The following is a 26,115-nucleotide window of genomic DNA, read 5'->3' on the forward strand; positions in this document are numbered from 1 at the left end:
TCTCGTCCGGCAGCACCGGCGCGACCGCCCGGCCGTCGTTCTCGTCCCGACGCTCCCGGTCGGGGCCGAACCCGCCCTCCCGGCGGCGGTCGTCCCCCCGCTGGTCGTCCCGGCGCGGCCGGTCGTGGCCGCCGCGCTCGCCGCCCCGGAAACCACCCTCACGACGGTCACCGCCGCGCGAGTCGTCGCCTCGGAAGCCACCCTCGCGACGGTCCCCGCCCCGGAAGCCGCCCTCGCGGGAGTCACCGTCCCGACGGAAGCCACCGGGCCGGGAGTCGCCGTCACGCGGACCCGACCGGAAACCACCCTCACGACGCTCACCGGAGAAGCCGCCCTCACGACGGTCCCCACCACGGAAGCCACCCTCACGGCGGTCCCCGCCCCGGAAACCACCCTCACGGGAGTCGCCCCCACGGAAACCGCCCTCACGGCGATCTCCGCCGAAGCCACCGGGCCGACGGTCGCCGCCGCGGAAGCCGCCTTCGCGGGAGTCGCCGCCGCGGGAGTCGCCGCCCCGGAAGCCACCTTCGCGCGGGCCCGACCGGAAACCACCACGGTCACCACGCGAATCGTCACGACGGTCCCCGCCCCGGAAACCACCCTCACGGGAATCACCGTCCCGACGGAAACCACCGGGCCGGGAGTCACCGTCACGCGGACCCGACCGGAAACCGCCCTCACGGCGGTCGCCACCACGGAAGCCGCCCTCGCGGGTGTCACCGTCGCGACGGAAGCCACCTGGGCGGGAGTCACCGTCACGCGGACCCGACCGGAAGCCGCCCTCACGGCGGTCGCCACCACGGAAACCGCCCTCGCGGGAGTCACCACCGCGGGAGTCGCCGCCCCGGAAGCCACCTTCGCGCGGGCCCGACCGGAAACCACCACGGTCACCACGCGAATCGTCACGACGGTCCCCGCCCCGGAAACCACCCTCACGCGAATCACCATCGCGACGGAAACCACCGGGCCGCGAGTCGCCGTCACGCGGACCCGACCGGAAACCACCCTCACGACGCTCACCGGAGAAGCCACCCTCACGACGGTCCCCACCACGGAAACCACCCTCACGGCGGTCACCGCCCCGGAAGCCGCCCTCGCGGGTGTCACCGTCGCGACGGAAGCCACCTGGGCGGGAGTCACCGTCACGCGGACCCGACCGGAAGCCGCCCTCACGGCGGTCGCCACCACGGAAACCGCCCTCGCGGGAGTCACCACCGCGGGAGTCGCCGCCCCGGAAGCCACCTTCGCGCGGGCCCGACCGGAAACCACCACGGTCACCACGCGAATCGTCACGACGGTCCCCGCCCCGGAAACCACCCTCACGCGAATCACCGTCGCGACGGAAACCACCGGGCCGGGAGTCACCGTCACGCGGACCCGACCGGAAACCACCCTCACGACGCTCACCGGAGAAGCCACCCTCACGACGGTCCCCACCACGGAAACCACCGTTTCGTGGCGCGTCACCGTCGCGGCGGAAACCACCCTCACGGCGGTCGCCACCACGGAAACCACCGTCGCGGGAATCACCGTCGCGACGGAAACCACCTGGGCGGGAGTCACCGGTACGCGGGGCCGACCGGAAACCGCCTTCGCGCCGATCGCCGCCCCGGGGTCCACCCCGCGAGGCACCGCGGTCGTCGCGGTCGCCACGGTACGGGGGACGGTCGTCTCGGCGGGGGCCGGCGTCCCGCCCCTGGGGACGGTCGGAGCGGTCTTCGTATCGCGGACGGTCTCCGCCCTGCGGTCCTGAACTCACAGGTACATCCTTCCTAATTGCGCCACCCACGGCGCGACGCAGTCGAGGGCCGACCCGGATGGGGCGGCCCTCGACTGGAAAGGTTGTCCGGCGGTGTCCTACTCTCCCACACCCTCCCGAGTGCAGTACCATCGGCGCTGGAGGGCTTAGCTTCCGGGTTCGGAATGTGACCGGGCGTTTCCCCTCCGCCATGACCGCCGTAACACTATGAACATATCAAACAACACACACACCCACACACTGTGTGGGGGGTTGTTTGGTGTTTGTTCAGAGTTGCACAGTGGACGCGTAGCAGCCTTGTTATCAAGTCCTCGGCCTATTAGTACCGGTCAACTCAACCCGTTACCGAGCTTACATTTCCGGCCTATCAACCCAGTCGTCTAGCTGGGGGCCTTACCCCCACAAAGTGGGGTGGGATACCTCATCTTGAAGCAGGCTTCCCGCTTAGATGCTTTCAGCGGTTATCCCTTCCGAACGTAGCTAACCAGCCGTGCCCCTGGCGGGACAACTGGCACACCAGAGGTTCGTCCGTCCCGGTCCTCTCGTACTAGGGACAGCCCTTCTCAAGTATCCTACGCGCACGGCGGATAGGGACCGAACTGTCTCACGACGTTCTAAACCCAGCTCGCGTACCGCTTTAATGGGCGAACAGCCCAACCCTTGGGACCTGCTACAGCCCCAGGATGCGACGAGCCGACATCGAGGTGCCAAACCATCCCGTCGATATGGACTCTTGGGGAAGATCAGCCTGTTATCCCCGGGGTACCTTTTATCCGTTGAGCGACACCGCTTCCACACGCAAGTGCCGGATCACTAGTCCCGACTTTCGTCCCTGCTCGACCTGTCAGTCTCACAGTCAAGCTCCCTTGTGCACTTGCACTCAACACCTGATTGCCAACCAGGCTGAGGGAACCTTTGGGCGCCTCCGTTACCCTTTAGGAGGCAACCGCCCCAGTTAAACTACCCACCAGACACTGTCCCTGAACCGGATAACGGTCCGAAGTTAGATACCCAAATCAACCAGAGTGGTATTTCAAGATTGCCTCCACCCATACTGGCGTACAGGTTTCACCGGCTCCCACCTATCCTACACAAGTCCATTCAGATACCAATGTCAAGCTATAGTAAAGGTCCCGGGGTCTTTCCGTCCTGCCGCGCGTAACGAGCATCTTTACTCGTACTGCAATTTCGCCGGGCCTGTGGTTGAGACAGTGGGGAAGTCGTTACGCCATTCGTGCAGGTCGGAACTTACCCGACAAGGAATTTCGCTACCTTAGGATGGTTATAGTTACCACCGCCGTTTACTGGCGCTTAAGTTCTCCGCTTCGCCCCCGAAAGAGCTAACAGGTCCCCTTAACGTTCCAGCACCGGGCAGGCGTCAGTCCATATACATCGAATTACTTCTTCGCATGGACCTGTGTTTTTAGTAAACAGTCGCTTCCCCCTGCTCTCTGCGGCCATACAACGCTCCACCCGCACGGGGCTTCACGTCTCCGGCCCCCCTTCTCCCTAAGTTACGGGGGCAATTTGCCGAGTTCCTTAACCACAGTTCGCCCGATCGCCTCGGTATTCTCTACCTGACCACCTGTGTCGGTTTGGGGTACGGGCCGCTCAGAACTCGCTAGAGGCTTTTCTCGGCAGCATAGGATCACTGACTTCACCTGAATCGGCTCGGCATCACGTCTCAGCCCCATGACATGCGGATTTGCCTACATGTCGGCCTACACGCTTACCCCGGCACAACCACCGGCCGGGCTCAGCTACCTTCCTGCGTCACCCCATCGCTTGACTACTACCCGCCAGGTTCCCACGCTCCCCAACATCCGTCCGAAGACATCAGCCAGCTCGGGTGGTTAGCACAACGAGGTTCATCACGGGCGCTCCTTCGCGGGTACGGGAATATCAACCCGTTGTCCATCGACTACGCCTCTCGGCCTCGCCTTAGGTCCCGACTCACCCAGGGCGGATTAGCCTGGCCCTGGAACCCTTGGTCATCCGGCGGAAGGGTTTCTCACCCTTCTTTCGCTACTCATGCCTGCATTCTCACTCGTGCCGCGTCCACAACTGGGTCACCCCGCTGCTTCACCCCCGGCACGACGCTCCCCTACCCATCCACACACCTGCACAAGGAATCAAGTCCAAGCGAGATTAAAATGTGAATGCCACAGCTTCGGCGGTGTGCTTGAGCCCCGCTACATTGTCGGCGCGGAACCACTTGACCAGTGAGCTATTACGCACTCTTTAAAGGGTGGCTGCTTCTAAGCCAACCTCCTGGTTGTCTATGCGACCCCACATCCTTTTCCACTTAGCACACGCTTAGGGGCCTTAGCTGGTGATCTGGGCTGTTTCCCTCTCGACTACGAAGCTTATCCCCCGCAGTCTCACTGCCGCGCTCTCACTTACCGGCATTCGGAGTTTGGCTGATTTCGGTAAGCTTGTAGGCCCCCTAGACCATCCAGTGCTCTACCTCCGGCAAGAAACACACGACGCTGCACCTAAATGCATTTCGGGGAGAACCAGCTATCACGGAGTTTGATTGGCCTTTCACCCCTAACCACAGGTCATCCCCCAACTTTTCAACGTTGGTGGGTTCGGCCCTCCACGCGGTCTTACCCGCGCTTCAGCCTGCCCATGGCTAGATCACTCCGCTTCGGGTCTAGAACATGCGACTACGACGCCCTATTCAGACTCGCTTTCGCTACGGCTCCCCCACACGGGTTAACCTCGCCACATGCCACTAACTCGCAGGCTCATTCTTCAAAAGGCACGCCGTCACCCCGCAAGGCTCCGACGGATTGTAGGCGAACGGTTTCAGGTACTATTTCACTCCCCTCCCGGGGTACTTTTCACCATTCCCTCACGGTACTCGTCCGCTATCGGTCACCAGGAAGTATTTAGGCTTACCAGGTGGTCCTGGCAGATTCACGGCAGATTTCAGGAGTCCGCCGCTACTCGGGAACACCCACAGAAGATCAGCAACTTTCACCTACCGGACTCTCACCGACTACGGTTGGCTTTTCCACACCATTCGGCTAGCCACTGATTTTATAACTCCTCGAATGCATGTCAGTACACTCAGCAGGGTCCCACAACCCCGACCACGCAACCCCTGACAGGTATCACACGCAACCGGTTTAGCCTCAATCCGCTTTCGCTCGCCACTACTCACGGAATCACTACATTGTTTTCTCTTCCTACGGGTACTGAGATGTTTCACTTCCCCGCGTTCCCCCCACACACCCTATGTGTTCAGGTGCGGGTGACACCACATGACTGGTGCCAGGTTTCCCCATTCGGACACCCTGGGATCACAGCTTGGTTGACAGCTCCCCCAGGCCTATCGCGGCCTCCCACGTCCTTCATCGGCTCCTGGTGCCAAGGCATCCACCGTTCGCCCTTGACAACTTGACCACAAAGATGCTCGCGTCCACTGTGCAATTCTCAACAAACAACCAACCCACAACCCGAAAGCCCCACACCAGCAACCCCACCCCACCCCACAAGGCAGAACAGAATCCGGTATGCGAGACCAGGCCATGCCTGGCAACCTTCAGCAGGCTCCCGCCCACCACAAGGCACTGAAACAACAACCTGAGGTTGTTCCTTCAGGACCCAACAGGGTGCTTACATCCCTCCACCAGCCGCACCAGAAGGAACCGTTCCCACCACCGAAGTAGCTGTACTAGGTATCCCGGCCGTTGCCAGGGAAAGACTTGCCAGTGTCTCCGCCATCTGAGCACCCCACCACCACATTCGGGCAGTGTGGGCTCCATACCGGCTTTCACCGGATGGTGCTCCTTAGAAAGGAGGTGATCCAGCCGCACCTTCCGGTACGGCTACCTTGTTACGACTTCGTCCCAATCGCCAGCCCCACCTTCGACGGCTCCCTCCACAAGGGTTGGGCCACCGGCTTCGGGTGTTGCCGACTTTCGTGACGTGACGGGCGGTGTGTACAAGGCCCGGGAACGTATTCACCGCAGCGTTGCTGATCTGCGATTACTAGCGACTCCGACTTCACGGGGTCGAGTTGCAGACCCCGATCCGAACTGAGACCGGCTTTTTGGGATTCGCTCCACCTCACGGCATCGCAACCCATTGTACCGGCCATTGTAGCATGCGTGAAGCCCTGGACATAAGGGGCATGATGACTTGACGTCATCCCCACCTTCCTCCGAGTTGACCCCGGCAGTCTTCGATGAGTCCCCGCCATAACGCGCTGGCAACATCGAACGAGGGTTGCGCTCGTTGCGGGACTTAACCCAACATCTCACGACACGAGCTGACGACAGCCATGCACCACCTGTGACCGCCCCCGAAGGACCTCCCATCTCTGGAAGTTTTGCGGCCATGTCAAACCCAGGTAAGGTTCTTCGCGTTGCATCGAATTAATCCGCATGCTCCGCCGCTTGTGCGGGCCCCCGTCAATTCCTTTGAGTTTTAGCCTTGCGGCCGTACTCCCCAGGCGGGGCGCTTAATGCGTTAGCTGCGGCACAGGGAACCGGAGAGGCCCCCCACACCTAGCGCCCAACGTTTACAGCGTGGACTACCAGGGTATCTAATCCTGTTCGCTCCCCACGCTTTCGCTCCTCAGCGTCAGTATCGGCCCAGAGACCCGCCTTCGCCACCGGTGTTCCTCCTGATATCTGCGCATTTCACCGCTACACCAGGAATTCCAGTCTCCCCTACCGAACTCTAGCCTGCCCGTATCGACCGCAGGCTTGGGGTTGAGCCCCAAGTTTTCACGGTCGACGCGACAAGCCGCCTACGAGCTCTTTACGCCCAATAAATCCGGACAACGCTCGCACCCTACGTCTTACCGCGGCTGCTGGCACGTAGTTGGCCGGTGCTTCTTCTGCAGGTACCGTCACTTGCGCTTCGTCCCTGCTGAAAGAGGTTTACAACCCGAAGGCCGTCATCCCTCACGCGGCGTCGCTGCATCAGGCTTCCGCCCATTGTGCAATATTCCCCACTGCTGCCTCCCGTAGGAGTCTGGGCCGTGTCTCAGTCCCAGTGTGGCCGGTCGCCCTCTCAGGCCGGCTACCCGTCGTCGCCTTGGTAGGCCATCACCCCACCAACAAGCTGATAGGCCGCGAGCCCATCCCAGGCCGAAAAACTTTCCACCAAACCCCATGCAGGGCAAGGTCATATCCGGTATTAGCCCCCGTTTCCGAGGGTTATCCCAAAGCCTAGGGCAGGTTACTCACGTGTTACTCACCCGTTCGCCGCTCGAGTACCCCGAAGGGCCTTTCCGCTCGACTTGCATGTGTTAAGCACGCCGCCAGCGTTCGTCCTGAGCCAGGATCAAACTCTCCAACAAAAACCTGTTGAACAGCATCCTGACAACAAAAGTGTTGCCAAAGGAATCCCAGCCAACCAAACCCGAAGATTCGGCCAGCCCGGGGTATAAAACAATTGGCACTGGCTTTACAAGCACCCTGTTGAGTTCTCAAAGAACAACCACACACCACCCGGAAGCCCCGCAACCGCAGAACCCCCGACCTGGGGCATTTCCTTCACCACACCCCGCGCTCCCGCGCTGGGCACTTTTACTACGTTACCCGGTGGTATCCGCCATGTCAAACCGCTCTGCAGCGATCCACACCACTTCCACCACAATTTCCACACACCACAAACACACCCGGCTCACACCGGAAGCCCTCGTGATTTCCGCCAGGCCGGCCGGTGCGGTCTCCCACACGCTCGCCCGGTTCCCTGCCGGCGTCACACACTACCCGGTCGGTTTCGCCTCACCAAATCGACCCCCCGGGCCGATCCGGGCACCGCCCGGTCCGTGCTCCGCGAAAGCAACCCCGCGAAGCCGGTGCCTCACACCGCGCTCCGGCCTTCGAGGCATTCGCCCCGGTTCGTCCGTTCCGCGCTGGCAGAGAGAAAGTTACGCGTCCGCCGAGATGATCGTCAAATCCGGCGGACGCGTCGCACGTCACACTGCCGCACACCGGCCACCCGTCGAGCGGGGCCATCCGTCGGAGGCCGCCCTCGCCGGGCCGCACACGGACGGGGGCGGCCGGGGCCGGCGAGGACGGGCCGGCCGGGTCAGGAACGCAGCTCGACCCCGGCGAAGGAGCGCTTGCCCCGGCGCAGCACCAGGTAGCGACCGTGCAGCAGGTCGGCCGGGTCGACGGTGGCGTCGACATCGGTGACCCGGATGTTGTTCACGTACGCGCCGCCCTCGGTGATCACCCGGCGGGCCTCCTTGAGGCCACCGACCAGTCCCGCGTCGCGCAGCAGCCCGGCCACATCGGGGAGTTCGCCGGTGAGCTGCACCAGCCCGGCCTCGGTCAGCGCGGCACGCAGCGTCTCCGGAGCCAACTCGTCGAGCGAGCCCCGACCGAAGAGCGCCTGACTGGCGGCGACGGCCTGCCGGGTCTCCTCCGGACCGTGGACCAGGGTGGTGAGTTCCTCGGCGAGGGCACGTTGGGCGCCACGGGCCGCCGGCCGTTCCGCCGTCTCCTTCTCCAGCGCCTCCAGCTCCTCCCGGGAACGGAAGCTGAAGTACCGCAGGTAGCGGGTGACGTCCCGGTCGTCGGCGTTGACCCAGAACTGGTAGAAGGCGTACGGGCTGGTCATCTCCGGGTCGAGCCAGACCGCACCGCCCTCGGTCTTGCCGAACTTGGTGCCGTCGGAGCGGGTGACCAGCGGGGTGGTGAAGGCCTGCACCGGGCCGGCCCCCCGGCGACGGACGTAGTCGACGCCGGCGGTGATGTTGCCCCACTGGTCGGAGCCGCCGTACTGGAGCTGGCAGCCGTGCCGGCGGTGCAGCTCGAAGAAGTCGTTGGCCTGGAGGAGCTGGTAGCTGAACTCGGTGAAGCTGATGCCGGTCTCCAGCCGGGCCCGCACCACCTCGCGGGCCAGCATCTTGTTGACCGGGAAGTGCTTGCCGACATCCCGCAGGAACTCGACCACCGACATCTCGCCGGTCCACTCCAGGTTGTTGACCAGTTGCGCCGCGTTCTGCCCGGTGTACGACACGAAGGGCGCGAGCTGGTCGCGGATGCGCTGCACCCAGCCGGCCACCACCTCGGGCGGGTTGAGGGTGCGCTCGGCGCTCTCCTTCGGGTCGCCGATCTGGCCGGTGGCACCGCCCACCAGCAGCAGCGGCCGGTGCCCGGCGAGTTGGAGCCGGCGGGCGGTGGTGACCTGCATCAGGTGGCCGACGTGCAGGCTGGGCGCGGTCGGGTCGAAGCCCACGTAGAAGGTGGCCGCCCCGCCGTCGAGCAGGTCGCGCAGCTCGTCGGGGCCGGTGGAGTCCTGGATCAGGCCGCGCCACCGCAGGTCTTCGGTCAGGGAGTCCCGCCCGTGCGGGAGGTTGCTGTCGGTCACGGTCACCGATTCTCCCCCATCGCCGACCTGGGGCCGTACCGGGTTTGCCGCCTGCGGGCGCGGCTAGGCTGGCCGGGCCGGTGCGACGAGGAGGAACAGCCGTGGAGATCCCGGAGATGACGGACGGCCTGGTCGGTCTGCTGGGGCTGACGTTCGACGAGGCCAGCGGGGACCGGGTGGTCATCCGGTGGAAGGTGCGGCCCGAGCTGCACCAGCCGGCCGGCATCCTGCACGGCGGTGTCTACTGCGCGGTGGTGGAGACCGTCGGCAGTGTGGGCGGCACGCTCTGGTTGGGCGACCGGGGCAGCGTCGTCGGGGTCTCCAACCAGACGGACTTCCTGCGCGCGGTCCGCGAGGGCGAGCTGGTGGCCGTGGGCACGCCGGTGCACCGGGGGCGCAGCCAGCAGCTCTGGCAGGTGGAGATCACCGACGCGGAGGGGCGGTTGGTGTCGCGGGGTCAGGTGCGGTTGCAGAACCTCAGCCGGGACTGACCCGCCGGGCGGGAGCGGCGAGCCTGCCCGTTTCGCCCGGTACGAGGGGCGCTGCGCCGATATCGTCGCCTCGATGACCGCCGCCGATCCCGTCCGCACGTGAGGAAGCTCCTCGCCGCCACCCTCGGGGTGCTCTCGGCCATCGGTGGTTTCGTCGACATCGGCGACCTGGTGGCGGCGAGTCAGGCGGGGGCACGCTTCGGCATGGCCCACGCCTGGGTCCTGCTGCTCGGCGTGGTCGGCATCTGCGCGTACGCGGAAATGGCCGGTCGGATCGCGGCGGTCAGCGGCCGGGCGGTGTTCGACCTGGTCCGGGAGCGGTTGGGTCCCCGCGTGGCGCTACTCAACCTGGCGGCGTCCTACCTGGTCACGGTGTTGACCCTGGCCGCCGAGCTGGGCGGGGTGGCGCTGGCGCTGCAACTGGCCTCCCGGGTGAGTTACCTGCTGTGGGTGCCGGTCGCGGCGTTCGCGGTCTGGCTGGTGCTGTGGCGGATGCGGTTCCAGCTCATGGAGCGGGTGTTCGGGCTGGCCGGGTTGACCCTGCTGGTCTTCGCCGTGGCGTTGTTCTGGCTGCCGACGGACTGGGCGGCGCTCGGCCACGACGCCCTGCACCCGAACCCGGCCGGGCAGGGCTGGGGGGCGTACTGGTTCGTGGCGGTGGCGCTGTTCGCCTCCACGGTCAGCCCGTACGAGGTGTTCTTCTTCTCCTCCGGCGGGGTGGAGGAGAACTGGAGCGCCGCCGACCTGGCCGACGCCCGGTCGAGCGTGCTCATCGGTTTCCCGGTCGGCGGCCTGCTGGCGTTGTCGCTGATCGCCACGGCCGCGGTGGTGTTCCACCCGGCCGGGGTGTCGCTGTCGAGCCTCGACCAGGTCGCCGAGCCGGTGGTGCTGGCGTTCGGCGGGGTGGGGCTGGCGGTGGCCGCGCTGGCGTTCTTCGCGGTGACCTTCGGGGCCGCGTTGGAGACCGGACTGTCGGCGGCGTACGCGGCGGCGCAGTACTTCGGCTGGCAGTGGGGCAAGCGGGTCAGCCCCCGGGAGGCCGCCCGGTTCCACAGCGTGCTGCTGGTCAGCGTGCTGGCCGGCACGCTGCTGCTGGCCACCACCGTCGACCCGGTGCGGCTGACCGAGTACATGCTGGTCGCCAGCGCGGTGGTGCTGCCGTTGACGTACCTGCCGATCCTGGTCGTCGCCAACGACCGGACGTACCTGGGGGACGACGTGAACGGGCCGTGGCTGAACCTGCTCGGTGCGGTGTTCCTGCTGGTGATCGTGGCGGCGTCGGTGGCGGCGGTTCCGCTGGCGGTGGGGACGGGGATGGGGCGGTGAGGGTCCAGCTCGGCCGGCAACTGCTCGACCGGCAGATCGTCGACGCCGACGGGCTGCTGCTGGGCAAGGTCGACGACGTCGAGTTCGCCGTCGACGAGCGGGGCGTGCCGTACGTGGCGTACCTGCTGACCGGGCAGGGCGCGCTGGGGCGGCGGATCGGTGGCCGGGTCGGGCGGCTGCTGGTGGCGCTCGCCGACCGGTTCGCCGAGGAGGGGTCGGCCCCGCTGCGCATCCCGTTCGGCCGGGTGGCCCGGATCGACAGTGCGGTGCGGCTGCGGGCCCGCGCCGACGAGTTGCCCCGCCCGCCGGTGGAGACGTGGCTGCGGCGGCACCTGATCGACCGGATTCCGGGGGCCGACCGTGCGAGCGGGTGAGCTGCTCGGGCGCACCGCGTACGACCTGCACGGCCGGCGGCTGGGGCGGGTGGTGGACGTGGTGGTGCGGGGGGACTTCCCGGACGGCCGGCTGCGGCTGACCGACGTGCTGGTGACCGGTCACTGGTGGAGCCGGGTGTGGGGCCGGTTGATCGGGGCGCAGCGGCACCCGTCCGGCCCCTGGCTCATCCGGGTGACGGCGCAGGCGTTGAGCCGGGACACCCGCCAGTTCCCCGCCGACCAGATCCAGCTGCTGCCCCCGGTGCCGGGTTTCCCGTTCGGCGACCCGACGCCCCCGGACTGATCCCGGGTCGGGTCAGGCGTGGGCCTCGTCGGGTACGGGTTCCGGTTCCTCGGCGGGGGTCGCGGTCGGGGCGTGGTGCAGCCGGATCTGGGTGATGGCACGCTGGTCGACGCCGGTGACGGTGATCTCCCAGTCGTCGATGGTGACCTGCTCCCCGGCGACGGTGGGGATGTGCCCGAGGCAGGACAGCACCATCCCGGCGACGGTGGTGTAGTCACCGGCGGGCCGGTTGGGCACCTCGACGCCGATGTCGGTCAGGTCGTGCACGGGGAAGGTGCCGGGCAGCACCAGCGAGCCGTCGTCCTCGGTGCGCACCGCGCGGACGTCCCGGTCGGTCTCGTCGTAGATCTCCCCGACGATCTCCTCCAGGATGTCCTCCAGGGTGACGATGCCGTCGACCGCGCCCCGCTCGTCGACCACCAGGGCGATGTGCTGCCGCTCGGCCTTGAACTGGCGCAACGCGTCGACCACCGGCAGCGAGTCGGGCAGCAGCATCGGCGGGCGGGCGCAGTCGTCGACCGGCCGGTCGTCCGGCACCCCCACCAGGTCCCGCAGGTGGATCACGCCGACCGCGTCGTCGAGGCCGCCGTGGCGGACCACCGGGGCCCGGGAGTGGCCGGTGGCGGCCAGCAGCAGCCGGGCGGCCTCCGCAGTGGTCCCGCTGTCGAGCGTGAAGACCTGCAACCGGGGTACGAGCACCGCCCGCAGCTGCCGGTCGGCGATCTCCACCGCGCCGGCGATGATGGTGCGTTGTTCCTTGGTGAAGCCGTGGTTGCCGGCGACGATGTCGCGCAGCTCGTCCGGGCCGATCTCGTCGGGCTGGTGCTTCGGGTCGACCCCGGCGAGGCGGACCACCAGGTCGCTTGTCGCCCCGAGCAGCCACACCGCCGGGCGGGTGAAGCTGGACAGGATGTCCAGGGGGCGGGCCACCAGCAGCGCCCAGCGTTCGGCGCGCTGCATGGCGATCCGCTTCGGGGCCAGCTCGCCGAAGACCAGGGTGACGAAGGTCAGCACCAGGGTGACCAGCACGATGGCCACCGTCTCGGCGGCGCTGCCGAGGAACCTGAGCAGCGGGACCAGCGGCTTGGCCAGGGAGACCGCGGCGGCGGCCGAGGCGAGGAAACCGGCCAGGGTGATGCCGATCTGGATGGTGGCGAGGAAGCGGTTCGGGTCCTTGGCGAGCCGGGCGAGCACCCGGCCGGCCCGGCTGGAGCGTTCCAGCCGCTGCACTTGGCTGTCCCGCAGCGACACCAGCGCCATCTCGCTGCCCGCGAAGATCGCGTTGAGCACCACCAGGACTCCGACCAGGGCCAACTGGCTCCAGTAGCTCTGCACGCCCGGCACTCTCCCTCAGGCGGTGGGCGTCGGCGACACCGCCGACGCTGCCGGACGGAGGACCCGCCCGGCGTAGCCCAGTCTGTGCCCAGCCGCGCGGTCCGCGAACCCTCCCCACGGCCATCGTCCCGGGCGCGGCCCGAGCGGCGGCCCGGCCCCGCCCGGCCGTTCACTGACCTCCGCCAGGGAGGCCGGCCCTCAGGGTTGCCCGACGCTCAGGGCTGCCCGGCGGTCAGGCCAGGTCGAGGACGTACGCGTCGCCCTCGGGGCGGAAGCCGAGCCGGTGGTAGTAGGGGGCGACCATGCCCGGTGGGCTGACCACCCGGCGGAACCCCCGGTCGGTGAACAGGCTGCTGCGGCGGTAGACGAACTCGCCGGGGGTGAAGTCGCGGAAACGGCGGGTGACGTAGTCCAGGTCGATCTGGGCGACGCCGTCCGCCTCGGCGTGCGACAGCACCACCCCGACCACCTCGTCGTGGCGTACCACGAGGAAGGCCGACCGGTCGGCGGCGGCCGGGGGTGGGCGGAAGTCGGGGTTGAACCGGGCGATGTCGGCGGCGTGCACCCGCAGCGTGTGGGCCAGGAACTGGTCGCCGACGCCCACCTCGACCACCTGGTAGGCGCGGTCGTCGTGCCGGGTGGCCAGCATCTTCCGCAGGTACCACACGTTGATCACGGCGAGCACCACGTTGAGGCCGACCATCGGCCAGACCTGCACGGCGCCGTTGTAGCCGATCAGGATCAGGCAGCCGACCAGGTTGAGGGCGCGTAGCCGCAGGATGCGCGTCTGCAGCAGCGACCAGACCAGCAGCGCGGAGCCGGCCCAGCCGACGAGTTCGAGCCAGTTCACTCCGCGAGACTAGTGCCCGCCCTGGTCAGCGGGGACGTCGGGCAGCTCCAGCAGCCATTCCTCGACCTCGACGCCCCGGCCGGGGGCGAATCCCGAGTCCTCGCCGACGACGACGAAGCCGCACTTGCGCAGCACCGCCAGGGAGGCCCGGTTGTCCTTCGCGGCGCGGGCACGCAGCGGCCGGTGCGGCAGCTCCCGCAGCAGGGCGGTCAGCGCGGCGGTGGCGTGCCCGCGCCCCCACCGGCGCGGGTCGATCCAGTAGCTGACCTCGGTGTGTTCGCCCACCGGGAACGCCGCCACGTGCCCGACCACCGCGCCGTCGACGACCACCGTGCGGTTGACCACGGTCGGGTCGGCGCGGATGCGGGCCCAGTGCGCGTCGAAGACCCCCCGGTCGGTCGGGTCGGCCGGGCCGAACGCCGCCATCCAGGCCGCCTCCGGGTCCTGCTCGTGGGCGAAGAAGTGCGGCAGGTCGTCGTCGCGCACCGGGCGCAGGGACACATCGGCGGTCACCGCCGGAGGATACGCACCGGCACCGACACGTCGGGACCTGTGGCCCGGTCGGCGTACCGTCCGGCCCTGCCGGTGGACCCCCCGGCGTTGCTACCAACGAAGGGACAGGTCCGACCGGCGAGTGGAGTGGAGGCCGGGGCCATGACCAGGTACGTCTACGACTTCATCGAGGGTGACCGCAGCAGGGCCGACCTGCTCGGCGGCAAGGGCGCCAACCTCGCCGAGATGACCCGGCTCGGGTTGCCGGTGCCGCCCGGCTTCACCATCGGCACCGACGCCTGCCGGGCGTACCTGGCCACCGGGTCGCCGCCGGACGGGCTGTTCGCGGAGGTCGACACCCACCTGCGGCGGGTGGAGCGGCAGGTGGGCCGGCGGCTCGGCGACCCGCACGACCCGCTGCTGCTGGCGGTGCGTTCCGGCGGCCGGTACTCGATGCCCGGGATGATGGAGACGATCCTGGACATCGGGCTCACCGACGCCACCGTGGCGGGGTTGGCCGCCCGCACCGGCGACGCGAGGTTCGCGTGGGACTCGTACCGGCGGTTGATCCAGATGTTCGGCCGGACCGTGCACGGGGTGCCGGCGGAGGAGTTCGACCACGAGTTGGCCGCCCTGCGGGCCACCGCCGGCCCGGACGGGCCGGACGCCGGACAGCTGCGCGACCTGGTGTCGACGTACCAGAAGATCTTCCTGCGGGTGGTGGGGCACGAGTTCCCGCAGTCCCCGCAGGAGCAGTTGCGGCAGGCCGTGCAGTCGGTGTTCGCGTCGTGGAACTCCGCGCGGGCCCGGATCTACCGGCGGCAGGAGCACATCCCCGACGACCTGGGCACCGCCGTCAACGTGATGGCGATGGTCTTCGGCAACCTCGGCCCGGACTCCGGCACCGGGGTGGCGTTCACCCGGGACCCGGCCACCGGCCTGCCCGGCGTGTACGGCGACTATCTGCCCGACGCCCAGGGCGAGGACGTGGTGGCCGGCATCCGCAACACCGTCGCCCTGCCCGAGCTGGCCCGGCTCGACCCGGCGAGCTTCCAGCAGCTCACCGGGGTGCTGGCCACGTTGGAACGGCACTACCGGGACCTGTGCGACGTGGAGTTCACCATCGAACGCGGCACGCTGTGGATGTTGCAGACCCGGGTCGGCAAGCGGACCGCCGCCGCCGCGTTCGTGATCGCCGCCCAGCTCGTCGACGAGGGGCTGATCACCCTGGACGAGGCGTTGTGCCGGGTCAGCGGGGCGCAGTTGGGTCAGTTGATGTTCCCCGCGTTCGACCTGGCCGGCGCGCCGCCGTCGCTCACCGTCGGGGTGGGGGCGTCGCCGGGGGCGGCGGTGGGTCGGGTGGTGTTCGACTCGGCCGCCGCGACCGCCGCCGACGGGCCGGTGATCCTGGTGCGTCGGGAGACCAACCCGGACGACCTGCCTGGCATGATCGCCGCCGCCGGGGTGCTCACCGCGCGGGGCGGGAAGACCTCGCACGCCGCCGTGGTGGCCCGCGGCATGGGCCGCACGTGCGTCTGCGGCGCGGACGCGCTGGTGGTCGACCCCGATCGGGGCGAGTTCACCGTCGGCGACCGGGTGGTCCGGGCCGGTGAGGTGATCTCGATCGACGGGACCACCGGCCGGGTCTACCCGGGTGCGGTGCCGGTGCAGCCCTCCCCCGTCGCCCGGTATCTCGCCGGTGAGCTGGACCCGCAGGCCGATCCGCTGGTGGCGGCCGTGCACCGGCTGCTCGGGCACGCCGACGCGGTACGCCGGCTCGGGGTGCGGGCCAACGCGGACACCGCCGCGGACGCCCGTCGGGCCCGCGCGCTCGGCGCCGCCGGCATCGGGCTGTGCCGCACCGAGCACATGTTCCTCGGCGGGCGGCGGGAGCTGGTGGAACGGCTGATCCTGGCCGAGGGGCCGGACGCGGTGGCCGGGGCGCTGGCGGCGCTGCTGCCGTTGCAGCGGGCCGACTTCACCGAACTCCTCGCCGCGATGGACGGCCTGCCGGTGACGATCCGGCTGATCGACCCGCCGCTGCACGAGTTCCTGCCGCCGCTGGCCGAGCTGACCGCGCGGGTCGCCCGCGCCGAGGCGTCGGGCCGGGACCCGGGACGCGACGGGCGACTGCTGACGGCGGTCCGCCGGATGCACGAGGCCAACCCGATGCTGGGGCTGCGTGGGGTGCGTCTCGGGCTGGTGGTGCCCGGGTTGTTCGCCATGCAGGTGCGGGCGGTGGCCGAGGCGGCGGCGCAGCGGGTCCGCGACGGCGGGGACCCCCGCCCGGAGATCATGGTGCCGCTGGTGGGTGACGTGCGGGAGTTGGCGGTCGTGCGGGCGGAGGCCGAGCGGGTGCTCGCCGAGGTGCCCGACGCGCCGGCCGTGCCGATCGGCACGATGATCGAGGTGCCCCGGGCGGCGCTGACCGCCGGACAGATCGCCACCCAGGCGCACTTCTTCTCCTTCGGCACCAACGACCTGACCCAGCTCACCTGGGCGTTCTCCCGCGACGACGTGGAGGGGTCGTTCTTCGGGGCGTACCTGCAACGGGGGATCTTCGAGGTGTCGCCGTTCGAGAGCCTCGACACCGTCGGGGTGGGCCAGCTCGTGCGGCTGGCCGTGGCACAGGGGCGGGCCACCCGCCCGGAGTTGACCGTCGGGGTCTGCGGCGAGCACGGCGGCGACCCCGACTCGGTGGCGTTCTTCGCCGACGCCGGCCTGGACTACGTCTCGTGCTCGCCGTACCGGGTGCCGGTCGCCCGGCTCGCGGCGGGCCGGGCCGCCGTCGCCGCCGGCACCGGCACGTCCGACAGCCGATAGGAGGCAGCGCCATGACCGCGATCTTCAACCCGACCGGACCCGCCACGTTGGGCCCGCCGCCGGTGCCGCGTACCCCGGTGGAGGCCACCGGGACCACGACGGCCGGGCCGGTGGGGCCGGTGCTGGCGCTGCCCGGTTCGCCGGCCGCCGCGCTGGTGCCGGTGACCCGCGACGGGCGGGCCGTCGGGACGTTCGTGCTCGCCGACGGGCGGGTCCGCTACCAGGCGCTGCCCGACCCGGACCGGGTGCTCGCCGCCGCGGCCGGTGCCGCCGCCGTCGCCCTGCTCACCGCGGGCGTGGCGGTGGTGGCGCGGCGTCGGCCACCGGCGATCCGCACGGTCACCATGGGGCCCGGCGGCTGGGTCAGCCTGCGCGGAGCGCGGGTGCCCGCACTGCGCCCGGCGACGCCCCGGCCGTGGTGGGCGCGGCTGCTGCGCGCCCAGCGGCTCGTCGTGCGGCGCTGACCGGCCGCCGGGGGTCTTTGGTCCCGGGCGGGGGTGGTCCTGCGCCTCTGCCCGGGACGGACCGACCCGACGAGGCTGATGGTGCAGGCGCAACACCCCGGCGGCCCAGGCCGCCGGACCCGACCAGCGCGGAAGGACCGATCATGACCGGCACCGCACATCTCGACCCGTGGCGCGGCTTCACCGGCGACGCCTGGCGCGACACCGTCGACGTGGCCGCCTTCGTCCGGGACAACCACGAGCCCTACACCGGGGACGCGTCGTTCCTCACCGGACCCACCTGCCGCACCCTGGAGGTCTGGGGCACGCTGCGGTCGATGTTCGTCGAGGAACGCCGACGCGGCGTGTACGACGTCGACGCCGCCACCCCGTCCACCATCACCGCGCACGCCCCCGGGTACATCGACCGGGAGCGGGAGCTGATCGTCGGGTTGCAGACCGACGCGCCGCTGCGCCGGGCCATCATGCCCGCCGGTGGGCTGCGGATGGTGGAGACCGCGCTGAAGGCGTACGGCTACCCCGCCGACCCGCAGGTGCACCGGATCTTCACCACGTACCGCAAGACGCACAACGACGCGGTGTTCGACGCGTACCCGGCCGACGTGCTCGCCGCGCGCCGCTCGCACGTCATCACCGGGCTGCCCGACGCGTACGGGCGGGGGCGGATCATCGGCGACTACCGGCGGGTGGCGCTGTACGGGGTGGACCGGCTGGTCGCCGAGCGCAAGGCGCTCAAGGCGGCGCTGGACGACCGGCCGTCGACCGACGAGGTGATCCGGGACCGGGAGGAGCTGGCCGAGCAGATCCGGGCCCTCGGCGAGCTGGCGCAGATGGCGGCGGGCTACGGCTACGACATCTCCGGGCCGGCGACCACCGGCCGGGAGGCGATCCAGTGGCTCTACTTCGCCTACCTCGCCGCCACCAAGGAGCAGAACGGCGCGGCGATGTCGCTGGGACGTACCGCCGGGTTCGTCGACGTCTACCTGCGGCGGGACCTCGCCGAGGGGCGGCTGACCGAGATCGACGCCCAGGAGCTGGTCGACGACTTCGTGATCAAGCTGCGGATCGTCCGGTTCCTGCGCACCCCCGAGTACGACCAGCTCTTCTCGGGTGACCCGACCTGGGTCACCGAGGCGCTCGGCGGGATGGGTGCCGACGGCCGGCCGCTGGTCACCCGGACCAGCTTCCGCTACCTGCAGACCCTCTACAACCTCGGTCCCGCGCCGGAGCCGAACCTGACGGTGCTCTGGTCGCCCCGGCTGCCGGTCGGCTTCAAGCGGTTCTGCGCCCAGGTGTCCCTGGACACCAGCGCCATCCAGTACGAGAACGACGACCTGATCCGGCCGGCGTACGACGACGACACCGCGATCGCCTGCTGCGTGTCGGCGATGCGGGTGGGCCGGGACATGCAGTTCTTCGGCGCCCGCGCCAACCTCGCCAAGGCCCTGCTGTACGCGATCAACGGCGGGCGGGACGAGATCAGCGGGGAGCAGATCGCCCCGGCCACCGCACCCGTCGGCGGGGAGACCCTCGACTACGCCGAGGTGCTGGCCGCCTACGAGCGCACCCTGGACTGGCTGGCCGAGACGTACGTGGACGCGTTGAACGTGATCCACCACCAGCACGACAGGTACGCCTACGAGCGGCTGGAGATGGCCCTGCACGACCACCCGGTGCGCCGGTTCATGGCCACCGGCATCGCCGGGCTGTCGGTGGCGGTGGACAGCCTCGCCGCGATCCGATACGGCAAGGTGAAGGTGCTGCGCGACGACACCGGGCTGGCGATCGACTACGTGGTCGAGGGGGAACCGCCGACGTACGGCAACAACGACGAGCGGGCCGACGCGATCGCGGTGTGGCTGACCGAGACGTTCGCGGCGAAGCTGCGCCGGCAGCGCACCTACCGCGACGCCGAGCTGACCATGTCGGTGCTGACCATCACCTCCAACGTGGTGTACGGCAAGCACACCGGCAACACCCCGGACGGCCGGCGGGCCGGTGAACCGTTCGCCCCGGGTGCGAACCCGATGAACGGCCGGGACAGCCACGGGCTGGTGGCCGCCGCGCTGTCGGTGGCGAAGCTGCCGTACGACGCGGCCCGCGACGGCATCTCGCTGACCTCGACGGTGACCCCGGACGGGTTGGGCCACACCCGCGACGAGCGGATCGACAACCTGGCCGGGGTGCTGGACGGCTACACCGACGCCGGCGGGTTCCACCTCAACGTCAACGTGCTGGACCGGGCCACCCTGGTCGACGCGATGGCGCACCCGGAGCGCTACCCGCAGTTGACCGTCCGGGTCTCCGGGTACGCGGTGAACTTCGTCCGGCTCACCCGGGAACAGCAGGAGGACGTGGTGTCCCGGACCTTCCACGGGTCGCTGTGAACCTCCGGCCGCCCGACGCCGTCGCCACCGCCAGCCGGCGGGGCGACGGCGTGCCGACCGGGGCGGTGCACTCGTGGGACGTGTCGGTGGGGGTCGACGGGCCGGGCACCCGGTTCGTGGCCTTCCTCGCCGGCTGCCCGCTGCGCTGCCGGTACTGCCACAGCCCCGACACCTGGTACCGGCGCAGCGGCCGGCACCGCACGGTGGACGAGCTGATGGCGGAGATCGAGCCGTACCGGCGGTTCATCGCGGTGGCCGGTGGCGGGGTGACGATCAGCGGCGGCGAGCCGCTGATGCAGCCCCGGTTCACCGGCGAGGTGCTGCGCCGCTGTCACGATCTCGGCCTGCACACCGCGCTGGACACCTCGGGTTTCCTCGGCGTCCGCGCCGACGACGCCCTGCTCGACGCCACCGACCTGGTGCTGCTGGACGTCAAGTCGTGGGACCCGGCGACCTACCGCCGGGTCACCCGCACCGGGTCGGTCACCCCGACGTTGCGCTTCGGCCGCCGGCTCGCCGACCGGGGCACCCCGATCTGGGTACGGTTCGTGCTGGTCCCCGGTCTCACCGACGCCGAGGAGAACGTGGCGGGCGTCGCCGACTTCGTCGCCGGGCTGGCCACGGTGCAGCGGGTCGAGGTGCTGCCGTTCCACCGCCTCGGCGCGCACAAGTACGCCGAGCTGGGGCTGACCTTTCCGCTGGCCCGCACGGAACCGCCGACCCCGGAGCTGGTGGCCCGGGTCCGGAGCCAGTTCGCCGAACGCGGCCTGACCGTCACCTGACCCGGCCGGGGGATGGTCAGCCCTGGGTGTCCTCGTCCGCCGGACGGGGCTGCCGGTGGTCCCGGATGTATGCCTCGACGTCGGACCGCAGCCACACCGAGCCGCCCTGCAACGTCTGGAACGGGCGCGGGAACTTGGGGTGGACGACGATCTGGCGCAGTCGGGAGCGGCCCACGCCCAGCATCGCCATCATCTCTGCCGGCCCGACAAGCGGCCCTGGCACCTCCGGCTCACCCATGCGCAACAAGGTAGACATGGGCTTGCCTACCCAATTTGCTGCACGTAATACGGCCTGCTCAATCATGTGCGCCTGATCCGACTGGACAAGATTAGGTCTACCAGAATTGACAGGGGGGTTACCGGCGGTGTGGAATCGGTGACGCGGTGCCTCCGCCCTGGTGGAGCTGGGCTCGGCGGGGCGGGGTGCCGCGACGACCCCACCCCCGGGAGGCGCAATGTGTCGACACCGCGCGGTGCCGTACCTGATCGAATCGGCCTGGCGCTGCCTGGACCAGCACCGCGACCGGCGGTGCGACAAGTGCACCGGCACCGGCTTCTGCCCAGTGGTGGAGGCCGCGCGCACCCGGATCAGGGCGTGGCGTCGGTACCGCAGCGTGTTCGGTCGGCGGTGAACGCGCCCCTGCCGAGGGCGGGCGACCTGCTCCTGCTGACCCGGGCGGCAAGCGTCCAGTTCGTCAGGCCGGTCCGGTTCCGGGTGATCCGGGTGCTCGACCGGCCGACGTACGACGGCTGGGTCTGGCTCGACGGCTACCGCCTCGACGACCGGGGCGACGCGGTGGCCCGCCGGTCGGTCTTCGTCCGCCCGGCGGGCCTGGTCGTCCTCCCCCGCACCGCCCCCACGCCGGCACAGCGGTCCGGGCCGACACCGCCGGGGGTGTCGACGCGGGCGCGGGTCAGCTCGCGGCCGAGGTCGGGTAGCCGTACAGGTCGAGCAGCCGGACCCGGGACGCCTGGAGCCGGTCCACCACCACGCTCATGAACCGGGTGGTGAGCTGCCGGCCCAGGGCGTCGTCGGACTCCATCAGCCGGCGTACCCCCTCGGCGGTGAACTCCACGGTGGGGGTCCGCCGGACGGCGACCGCACCGAACTGCCAGCGGTACGGCGGGAACAGCCACGACCAGCCCAGCACCCCACCGGCCCCGATCGACTCGATGCCGACGTCGCCGCGTGCGGGGACCGGGAAGTCCAGCGCCACCTCACCGCCCCGGACCAGCCAGAACCGTTCCGCCGGCTGACCGGCGCGGAACAGCCGGTGACCGGGGTGCCAGACCACCGGTCGGGCGTACCCGGTCAGCCGGGGCAGCCACTGCGGCGGCAGCCCGGCGAGGAAGGGGTGCTCGGTGAGCATCTCCAGAGGGGTCATCGGGGTGCCCTTCGCCGGTGGTCGTCGCCTCCATGGCACACCCGTCGGCGGCCGAACGGCAGGGCCGTTGGTCCCGTGACCTGCGGCGGATCGCCTCTGCCCGCCCGGCCGGCACGGCGCGACGCTGGACCGGGACGGCGTGCCCGGGACGCGCCGCGACGAGACGGGGAGGCCGCCGGTGGCGACATCCGGTGCAGGGTCGGTGCTGACGGACGGCACCCGAGACGCGGGGCCGGTGACCACCGGCCTGTCCACCGCCGAGGCGGCGGCGCGGCTGCGCGCGGACGGCCCGAACACCGTCGCCGCGCCGGCCCGGCGGTGGCTCGTCGGCCGGGTGCTGCGCCAGCTCACCGATCCGCTCGTCGCCCTGCTGCTGGCCGCCGCAGTGGTCACCACCCTGCTCGGCGACTGGCCCGACACGGCGGTGATCGTGCTGGTGGTGGCGGTGAACACCGTCATCGGGGTGGTGCAGGAGGTTCGCGCCGACCGGGCCATCGCCGCCCTGGACCAGCTCTCCGCCCCCACCGCCCGGGTGGTACGCGACGGCCGGGACGTGGTGCTGCCGGCCGTCGAGCTGGTCCGCGACGACCTGGTCCGGGTGGAGGCCGGTGACGTCGTCCCGGCGGACCTGCGGCTGGTCGAGGCGAACCGGTTCCAGGTCGACGAGTCGGCGCTGACCGGCGAGTCGGTGCCGGTGCAACGCCACGACGGCGAGGAGGCGCGGGCCGGCACGGTGGTGACCACCGGCCGGGCCGGCGGCACGGTGATCCGCACCGGCGCGGCCTCCGCGCTGGGCAGGATCAGCGCGCTGGTCGCCGGCACCCGGCCGGCCCCGACCCCGTTGCAGCGCCGGCTGGCGGTGCTCGGCCGGGTCCTCGCGCTGGTCGTGGTGGCCCTGTCCGGGCTGGTCTTCGCCATCGGCGTCGCCGGGGGCCGGCCGGTGGTGGAGATGGCCGTGACGGCGGTGAGCCTGGTGGTCGCGGCCGTACCGGAATCGCTGCCGGCGGTGGTGACCCTGGCGCTGGCGCTGGGCGCACGCCGGATGGCCGGGGCACGGGCCATCCCGCGCCGGCTGCACGCGGTGGAGACCCTCGGCTCGGTCACGGTGATCGCCTCCGACAAGACCGGCACCCTCACCGAGGGCCGGATGGCGGTCCGGACCGCGGTCACCCCCGACGGCACCCGGTACGACGTCGACGGGGTCGGCTACGCCCCGCACGGGCGGGTGGGCCGCGACGGCGTACCGGTGACCGTGTCGGAGGACCTGCGCCGGCTGGCCCGCGCCGGGCTGCTCTGCAACGACGCGACGCTGTCGCCGCCGCAGGACGACCAGCCCGACTGGGGCGCGGTCGGTGACCCGCTGGAGGCCGCCCTGGTCGCCTTCGCCGGCCGGTGCGGGCTGGAACCGACGGCCACCCGCAGCGCCTGGCCCCGGGTCGCCGAGCACCCGTTCGCGCAGGCCACCCGCCGGATGGCCACCGCACACCGGGCCTGCGACGGGCAGCACCTGATCGTCTGCAAGGGGGCACCGGAGAACGTGCTGACCACCGCCCTGCTGGACGCCACCGCCGAGGAGATCGACACGCTGACCACCGCCGCCCGCGAGTTGGCCGCCGAGGGGCTGCGGGTGCTCGCGGTGGCGTCCGCGCTCGTCGACACGCCGCCCGACCTGGCGGCACCGGTCGGGTTGCGCCCGGTGGGGCTGGTCGCCGTCGGTGACCCGCTGCGGGCCGGGGCCGCCGGGATCGCCGCCGGTCTCGACACCGCCGGGGTACGGCTGCTGCTGGTCACCGGCGACCATCCGGCGACCGCCGCCGCGATCGGCGGCCGGCTCGGCCTGTGGCAGCCCGGCGACCCGGTGGTGCGGGGCGACACCGACGACGCCACGCGGACCGGGCCGCACGCCCGGGTGTTCGCCCGCACCCAGCCGGAACAGAAGCTGGACATCATCGCCGACCTCCAGGCCCGGGGGCACGTGGTGGCGATGACCGGCGACGGGGTCAACGACGCCCCGGCGCTGCGCCGCGCCGACATCGGGGTGGCGATGGGCGGCGGCACCGAGGTCGCCCGGCAGGCCGCCGACCTGGTGCTGGTCGACGACGACCTGGCCACCGTCACCGTCGCGATCGGCGAGGGCAGGCGGATCTACGACAACATCCGCCGGTTCCTGCGCTACGCCCTCTCCGGCGGGGTGGCCGAGATCGTGGTGATGCTGCTGGGTCCGCTGTTCGGACTGCCCGTACCGCTGCTGCCGGCGCAGATCCTCTGGATCAACCTGCTCACCCACGGGCTGCCGGGGGTGGCGCTCGGCGCGGAACCCGCCGAGCCGGGCACCCTGCGCCGGGCACCCCGCTCGCCCCGCGAGTCGGTGCTCGGGGCCGGACTGGGCCGCGACGTGCTGGTCACCGGGGCGCTGATCGCGTCGGTGGTGCTGGCCGCCGGGGTGACCGCCGCCCACGCCGGGTTGCCCTGGCAGTCGGTGGTGTTCGTGGTGCTGGGCCTGGCCCAGCTCGGGGTGGCGCTCGCCGTCCGGGCACCCCGGGCGGGCGGGGCGGGGCGGGCCAACCCGGGGCTGCTCGTCGCCGTGGCCGGGTCGGCGCTGCTCCAGGTCGGCGGCGTGCTGCTGCCGCCGCTGCGGATGCTGCTCGGCACCGAACCCCTCGCCCCCACCGTCCTGCTGGCCTGCCTGGCGGTCAGCGCCCTGCCCGGCCTGGCGCTGCGGCTGGCCCGCCGCCGCCCCGCCACCGGCACCCCGGCCCCGCCCCACCCCCGGCGGCCGGCCGGGGCCGTCACCGACGCCGGCACCGACGCGGTGACCGACGTCCCGACGGCCGCCGTCACCGATCCCACCCGGGTCGCGGTCACCGATCCGGCGGTCGACGGGCCGGGCCGGGAACGTCCGGTGCGGGACCAAGGACCCACCGGCGGGGCCGGACGCCCCTGACCGGGCGGGCCGGGCCCGACCAGGCTGGAGACGGACGAAGGAGGACGTGATGACCAACAGAGCCGGTGCCCCCGTCGTGGTGGGTGTGGACGGTTCCCGATCGGCGTTGGACGCGGTCGGGGTGGCCGCCCGGGAGGCCGTCGCCCGCAACCGCCCGCTGCGGGTGGTGCACGCGTTCATCTGGCCGCTCTTCGGTGCCCCGCTCGGCCCCGCGCCCGGCGGACCGCCCGACGGCGGGCTGCGCAACGAGGCCGAACGGATCGTCACCGAGGCGGTCGCCGAAGCCGGCAAGATCGCTCCGGAGCTGACCGTCACCGGGTACCTGTGCGACGGCGCGCCGACCCCGGTGCTGCTGCGCGAGGCCCGCGACGCGGCGATGGTGGTGCTCGGCACCCGGGGGCTGGGCGGCTTCGCCGGGCTGCTGATCGGTTCCGTGGCGGTCCAGGTCTCGGCCCGCGCCGACTGCCCGGTGCTGGTGGTCCGGGGTGAGCCACGAGCGGACGGCCCGGTGCTGGTCGGGGTGGACGGGTCCGCGCTGTCCACCGAGGCGCTCGGGTTCGCCTTCGCCGCGGCGGCGCAGCGGGACACCGGGCTGTTGGCCGTGCACGCCTGGCTGACCCCGGCACCGATCGGCCCGGGTGACGTGCTGCCGCTGGTCTACGACGTGGAGGCGGTCGCCGCCGAGGAGGAGCGGGTGCTCGCCGAGGCGCTGGCCGGCTGGTCGGAACGCTATCCGGACGTGCCGGTGACCCGGCGGCTGGTGCCCGGCGCGGCGGCCCGGGTGCTGGTCGAGGAGTCGGCGTCGGCCCAGCTCACCGTCGTCGGCGCGCACGGCCGCGGCGCCCTGGGCGGGGTGCTGCTCGGATCGGTCAGCCACGCGGTGCTGCACCACGCACACAGCCCACTGGTGATCGTCCGACGTCGGACGGCCTGACCGCACGGGGCGGCGCGCCCGGTCGGGTCACCTGCCGGCGCGGGCGGGCCGGCACGTCGACAATGGGCTGGACCGGCGACGAGGGCAGAACCGGCGACACGGGCGGAACCGATCCTGGGAGGGC

Annotated in this window: 18 protein-coding genes, 3 rRNA genes and 1 pseudogene; 13 read left to right on the forward strand and 9 right to left on the reverse strand. The window is 70.7% G+C overall.

All coding sequences use genetic code 11. From position 1 onward, the window contains the following. Positions 1 to 124: 124 nt before the first annotated feature. The gene (locus ACN265_RS19955) at positions 125 to 1,753 is read left to right on the forward strand and encodes a hypothetical protein (RefSeq protein ID WP_421408935.1); all 1,629 of its coding nucleotides are present in this window, start codon (positions 125 to 127) and stop codon (positions 1,751 to 1,753) included. A 91-nt stretch (positions 1,754 to 1,844) separates the two neighbouring features. Here the strand turns inward: ACN265_RS19955 and rrf are convergent. From rrf to tyrS, 4 genes are all read right to left on the reverse strand, one after another. Continuing rightward, positions 1,845 to 1,961: ribosomal RNA gene (gene rrf, locus ACN265_RS19960) — 5S ribosomal RNA — on the reverse strand. A 97-nt stretch (positions 1,962 to 2,058) separates the two neighbouring features. Next, a 23S ribosomal RNA gene (locus ACN265_RS19965) occupies positions 2,059 to 5,170 on the reverse strand. 391 nt (positions 5,171 to 5,561) lie between these two features. After that, positions 5,562 to 7,076, reverse strand: a 16S ribosomal RNA gene (locus ACN265_RS19970). The 16S, 23S and 5S rRNA genes sit together here, the layout of an rRNA operon. A gap of 737 nt (positions 7,077 to 7,813) precedes the next feature. After that, entirely contained in the window at positions 7,814 to 9,100 is a 1,287-nt protein-coding gene (gene tyrS, locus ACN265_RS19975; RefSeq protein WP_421411541.1) for a tyrosine--tRNA ligase, read from the reverse strand. A gap of 116 nt (positions 9,101 to 9,216) precedes the next feature. On the opposite strand from tyrS, the gene ACN265_RS19980 reads away from it, so the two are divergent. The 4 genes from ACN265_RS19980 to ACN265_RS19995 all read left to right on the forward strand — a co-directional run bounded on the left by ACN265_RS19980 (position 9,217) and on the right by ACN265_RS19995 (position 11,595). Further along, positions 9,217 to 9,591, forward strand: coding sequence for a PaaI family thioesterase (locus ACN265_RS19980; RefSeq protein ID WP_204927706.1), 375 nt, complete (start codon positions 9,217 to 9,219; stop codon positions 9,589 to 9,591). A gap of 99 nt (positions 9,592 to 9,690) precedes the next feature. Then, positions 9,691 to 10,917: an NRAMP family divalent metal transporter gene (locus tag ACN265_RS19985; protein WP_204927540.1), complete on the forward strand. Its 1,227-nt coding sequence runs from the start codon at positions 9,691 to 9,693 to the stop codon at positions 10,915 to 10,917. Continuing rightward, positions 10,914 to 11,291, forward strand: coding sequence for a hypothetical protein (locus tag ACN265_RS19990; RefSeq protein WP_420117612.1), 378 nt, complete (start codon positions 10,914 to 10,916; stop codon positions 11,289 to 11,291). Before ACN265_RS19985 ends, ACN265_RS19990 begins: the two co-directional genes overlap by 4 nt. After that, a complete protein-coding gene (locus ACN265_RS19995) occupies positions 11,278 to 11,595 on the forward strand; it encodes a PRC-barrel domain containing protein (RefSeq protein ID WP_204927542.1) in 318 nt (105 codons plus the stop codon). Before ACN265_RS19990 ends, ACN265_RS19995 begins: the two co-directional genes overlap by 14 nt. Before the next feature lie 12 nt (positions 11,596 to 11,607). Here ACN265_RS19995 and ACN265_RS20000 read toward each other — a convergent pair whose 3' ends face one another. The 3 genes from ACN265_RS20000 to ACN265_RS20010 form a co-directional block, all read right to left on the reverse strand. Next, a complete protein-coding gene (locus ACN265_RS20000) occupies positions 11,608 to 12,930 on the reverse strand; it encodes a hemolysin family protein (RefSeq protein WP_421408936.1) in 1,323 nt (440 codons plus the stop codon). A gap of 232 nt (positions 12,931 to 13,162) precedes the next feature. Beyond that, on the reverse strand, positions 13,163 to 13,780 hold the full coding sequence (locus tag ACN265_RS20005) for a hypothetical protein (RefSeq protein ID WP_421408937.1): 618 nt from the start codon (positions 13,778 to 13,780) through the stop codon (positions 13,163 to 13,165). 9 nt (positions 13,781 to 13,789) lie between these two features. Continuing rightward, entirely contained in the window at positions 13,790 to 14,293 is a 504-nt protein-coding gene (locus ACN265_RS20010; protein ID WP_204927545.1) for a GNAT family N-acetyltransferase, read from the reverse strand. Between the two features lie 141 nt (positions 14,294 to 14,434). On the opposite strand from ACN265_RS20010, the gene ppdK reads away from it, so the two are divergent. The 4 genes from ppdK (at position 14,435) to pflA (ending at position 20,728) form a co-directional block, all read left to right on the forward strand. Further along, positions 14,435 to 17,095, forward strand: coding sequence for a pyruvate, phosphate dikinase (ppdK, locus tag ACN265_RS20015; protein WP_421408938.1), 2,661 nt, complete (start codon positions 14,435 to 14,437; stop codon positions 17,093 to 17,095). Positions 17,096 to 17,106: 11 nt separating this feature from the next. Further along, complete coding sequence (locus ACN265_RS20020) at positions 17,107 to 17,559, forward strand: hypothetical protein (protein WP_204927547.1); 453 nt, start codon at positions 17,107 to 17,109, stop codon at positions 17,557 to 17,559. Positions 17,560 to 17,702: 143 nt separating this feature from the next. After that, positions 17,703 to 19,946, forward strand: coding sequence for a formate C-acetyltransferase (gene pflB / locus ACN265_RS20025; RefSeq protein ID WP_420117614.1), 2,244 nt, complete (start codon positions 17,703 to 17,705; stop codon positions 19,944 to 19,946). After that, positions 19,943 to 20,728 carry a pyruvate formate-lyase-activating protein gene (pflA, locus tag ACN265_RS20030; RefSeq protein ID WP_421408939.1) on the forward strand — a complete coding sequence of 262 codons (786 nt, stop codon included), beginning with the start codon at positions 19,943 to 19,945 and terminating at the stop codon, positions 20,726 to 20,728. The genes pflB and pflA overlap by 4 nt, the downstream gene beginning before the upstream one ends. Positions 20,729 to 20,744: 16 nt before the next feature. On the opposite strand, the gene ACN265_RS20035 is transcribed toward pflA, so the two are convergent. Continuing rightward, on the reverse strand, positions 20,745 to 20,966 hold the full coding sequence (locus tag ACN265_RS20035) for a helix-turn-helix transcriptional regulator (protein WP_204961429.1): 222 nt from the start codon (positions 20,964 to 20,966) through the stop codon (positions 20,745 to 20,747). Positions 20,967 to 21,183: 217 nt separating this feature from the next. Here ACN265_RS20035 and ACN265_RS20040 point away from each other — a divergent pair, with 217 nt between their 5' ends. Next, positions 21,184 to 21,360, forward strand: coding sequence for a hypothetical protein (locus ACN265_RS20040; protein ID WP_421408940.1), 177 nt, complete (start codon positions 21,184 to 21,186; stop codon positions 21,358 to 21,360). Next, positions 21,357 to 21,629: pseudogene (locus tag ACN265_RS20045) on the forward strand (hypothetical protein); the annotation flags it as partial. The gene ACN265_RS20040 and the pseudogene ACN265_RS20045, both read left to right, overlap by 4 nt. 13 nt (positions 21,630 to 21,642) lie before the next feature. Here the strand turns inward: ACN265_RS20045 and ACN265_RS20050 are convergent. Further along, entirely contained in the window at positions 21,643 to 22,113 is a 471-nt protein-coding gene (locus ACN265_RS20050) for a cyclic nucleotide-binding domain-containing protein (protein ID WP_067305204.1), read from the reverse strand. Between the two features lie 178 nt (positions 22,114 to 22,291). On the opposite strand from ACN265_RS20050, the gene ACN265_RS20055 reads away from it, so the two are divergent. Both ACN265_RS20055 and ACN265_RS20060 read left to right on the forward strand, forming a co-directional pair. Next, positions 22,292 to 25,057: a cation-translocating P-type ATPase gene (locus ACN265_RS20055; RefSeq protein ID WP_421408941.1), complete on the forward strand. Its 2,766-nt coding sequence runs from the start codon at positions 22,292 to 22,294 to the stop codon at positions 25,055 to 25,057. Between the two features lie 49 nt (positions 25,058 to 25,106). Next, entirely contained in the window at positions 25,107 to 25,991 is an 885-nt protein-coding gene (locus tag ACN265_RS20060; RefSeq protein WP_421408942.1) for a universal stress protein, read from the forward strand. Positions 25,992 to 26,115: the final 124 nt, after the last annotated feature.

This window comes from Micromonospora sp. WMMD730 (genome assembly GCF_049178955.1).
GTDB classification, from domain to species: Bacteria; Actinomycetota; Actinomycetes; order Mycobacteriales; family Micromonosporaceae; genus Micromonospora; species Micromonospora wenchangensis.